At 70.7% G+C, this 2,482-nt stretch carries 5 protein-coding genes; all 5 read right to left on the bottom strand.

Features of this window, described 5'->3' with window-relative positions:
- A partial coding sequence (locus C666_RS18905; protein ID WP_004349436.1) for a FecR/PupR family sigma factor regulator occupies positions 1 to 234 on the bottom strand: 234 nt, incomplete at its 3' end.
- Between the two features lie 4 nt (positions 235 to 238).
- The gene (locus C666_RS18900) at positions 239 to 745 is read right to left on the bottom strand and encodes a sigma-70 family RNA polymerase sigma factor (protein ID WP_004349433.1); all 507 of its coding nucleotides are present in this window, start codon (positions 743 to 745) and stop codon (positions 239 to 241) included.
- Positions 746 to 901: 156 nt separating this feature from the next.
- Positions 902 to 1,261: an ExbD/TolR family protein gene (locus C666_RS18895; RefSeq protein ID WP_051020046.1), complete on the bottom strand. Its 360-nt coding sequence runs from the start codon at positions 1,259 to 1,261 to the stop codon at positions 902 to 904.
- Positions 1,262 to 1,317: 56 nt separating this feature from the next.
- The gene (locus C666_RS18890) at positions 1,318 to 2,061 is read right to left on the bottom strand and encodes a MotA/TolQ/ExbB proton channel family protein (RefSeq protein ID WP_004349426.1); all 744 of its coding nucleotides are present in this window, start codon (positions 2,059 to 2,061) and stop codon (positions 1,318 to 1,320) included.
- Positions 2,062 to 2,063: 2 nt separating this feature from the next.
- Positions 2,064 to 2,482: energy transducer TonB (locus tag C666_RS18885; protein ID WP_004349423.1), on the bottom strand; the 419-nt coding region annotated here is incomplete at its 5' end.

Raw genomic sequence — 2,482 nt, 5'->3', positions numbered from 1 at the left:
CATGCGCCGCAGCGGCGCCGCGCCGACGGCGCCGGGCACGCCGCCCACCAGGCTCGCCAGTTGCTCGGCGCGCTGCCAGGCGCGCGCGTGCTCGTCGCTGCTCGCCAGCCATTTACGCCAGGCGCGGCGGTCGGCCTCGTCCACGACGTCGTCGTGCAGCCGGACCAGCCATTCGGCGGCTTCATGCAGGATTTCGGGGCGGATCGCGCCGCCGGGGGACGGAACGGCGGGCATGGCTTCAGTCCAGCCCTTGCAGGCAGGCGGCGAAGGCCTTGGCCATGTAGCGCTTCACGCTGCGCACATCCACGTTCAGTTGCAGCGCGATTTCGGCATACTTGAGGCCGTCGAGCTGCGACAGCAGAAAGGCTTCGCGCACCCGTGGCGGCAGCCCGTCGAGCAGGCGGTCGATGCGCATCAGCGCATCCAGCGCGATCTGGCGCTGTTCCGCCGAGGGCGCCAGGGGCTCGGGCAGCCCGGCCAGCACTTCCAGGTAGGCCCGTTCCAGCGCCCGGCGCTGGCGCAGGTTGATGACCAGGCCGTTGGCGATGCAGGTGAGGTAGGCGCGGGGCTCCTGGATGGCCACCGCGTCCTGCCGGCTGAGCAGGCGGACGAAGGTGTCGTGGGCCAGGTCGGCGGCCGTGCAGGAATCGCCCAGCCGTTTGAGCAGCCAGCCGCGCAGCCAGTTGTGATGATCGGCGTAGAGGGTTTCGACTTGCTGGTGAAGCGCGGATTCGGTGGCGGCCACGATATCTTTCCTATGCCCGGCGGAGGCACGGCCCACGAAGATGAGAATACTTCTTATTTTAATAATCTCTCATCAAAAACAGCAAGCCAGTACTGCCAGGTACCGATGAATCAGGCGCACCGCCCGGCGCTGCGGAGAACCGGCGGCCCGGGCCGGTCAGGGCTCCGGTACGGTGACGAAGCCCATCTTGCCGATGCCCGCCTCGCGCGCCAGCGACATGACTTCCGCCAGCTTCTGGTAGCGCGTGCCCTGGTCCGCGCGCAGGTGCAGTTCCGGCTGCGGCGAGCGGGCCGCGGCCTCGCGCAGCCGCTGGCCGAGGGCCTCGGCCGGCAGGGGCTCATCGTTCCAGAACAGCCCGCCATCGGCATCGAGCGCCAGCGCCACCGTCTCCGGCTTGTCCTCGCTCGGCTGGCTGGCCGCCTGCGGCAGATCGATCTTGACCGCGTGCGTCAGCAACGGCGCGGTGATCATGAACACGATCAGCAGGACCAGCATGACGTCGATCAGCGGCACCATGTTGATTTCGCTGGCGGGGCCCTGGCCGCCGCCCTGACTGAAACCACCGAAGGCCGTCACGCGGCCTCCGCTACGGCCGTGCCGTCGACGGCGCCCGGCGCATGCTCGGGGAGCGGCGCGATGCGCGCGCCGGTCGACAGCCAGGCGTGCAGGTCATGGGCGAAGGCATCCAGCTCAGCCAGTTCGACGCGGTTGGCGCGGGTGACGGCGTTGTAGGCGAGCACCGCCGGAATGGCCACGAACAGGCCGAAAGCGGTCATGATCAGGGCCTCGCCCACCGGGCCGGCGACCTTGTCGAGCGTGGCCAGGCCCGAGGCCGAGATGTTGACCAGCGCGTGGTAGATCCCCCACACCGTGCCGAACAGGCCGACGAAGGGCGCGGTCGAGCCGATCGAGGCGAGCGTGGTCAGGCCGGATTCGAGCCGGGCGGTGGACCCCGCAATCGACTTGCGCAGCGCGCGGGTGATGAACTCGCCGGCATCGAGCGCGCCGCCCAGGGTTTCGCGATGGCCATGGTGGCGCAGGTGTTCGGCGGCCGCTGCGCCCTGGCGCGCGAGCGCGTCGAACGGCGAATCCGGCACCTGCCCGGCCAGCCGCTGCAGGCCGGCATCGAGGCCGGGCGCCTTCCAGAAGGCGTCGATCGCGCCTTCGCTGCGGCGCGCGCGCAACTGGCGCAGTCCGCACGCCAGGATCAGGTACCAGCTGGCGACGGACATCAGCAGCAGGATGGCGGCGACCGTCCGGATGACGAAATCGGACTGGGCCCACAGGTGGGCGAGTCCGAAGGCTTGGGTTTCCATGTTCAATGTCCTCCGAGTTTGAAAACGACCGGCACCAGGACCGAGGCTTCGACCGCGCGCTCGCCCCGGCGCGCCGGGACGAAACGCCAGCGCTCCACCGCATCGCGCGCGGCTGCGTCGAGCTGCCGCGAGCCCGAGCTGCGGGCAAGGGTGATGCGCCGGGGCAGCCCGTCCTCGCTGACCATGACGAGCAGCAGCACTTCTCCTTCCTCGCGCCGCCGGCGCGCCTGCAGCGGATAGGCGGGCGCGGGGTTGTTCAGGTAATCGGCGTCGAAGCGCGGCGCCACCATCCCTGGCTCGGCCGCCGGCGTGCCATGCGCTGCCGGCGCTGCGGCGGGCGGGGCCGCCGCCTCCACCTCGCTGTCCTGCGCCTGCACGGTGGGCTCGGCGGCCGCGGGCAAGGTCACGGCGGTTTCGGCCG

It is taken from the genome of Thauera linaloolentis 47Lol = DSM 12138, from assembly GCF_000310205.1.
Taxonomy (GTDB): domain Bacteria; phylum Pseudomonadota; class Gammaproteobacteria; order Burkholderiales; family Rhodocyclaceae; genus Thauera; species Thauera linaloolentis.
The sequence above is the reverse complement of the archived record's forward strand: the minus strand, read 5'-3'. Positions and strand labels throughout refer to the sequence as shown.

Excerpts from the sequence above, each read along its gene's own strand:
- C666_RS18895 (WP_051020046.1), bottom strand. The coding sequence starts at position 1,261 with ATGGTGCCGCTGATCGACGTCATGCTGGTCCTGCTGATCGTGTTCATG.
- C666_RS18890 (WP_004349426.1), bottom strand. The coding sequence starts at position 2,061 with ATGGAAACCCAAGCCTTCGGACTCGCCCACCTGTGGGCCCAGTCCGAT.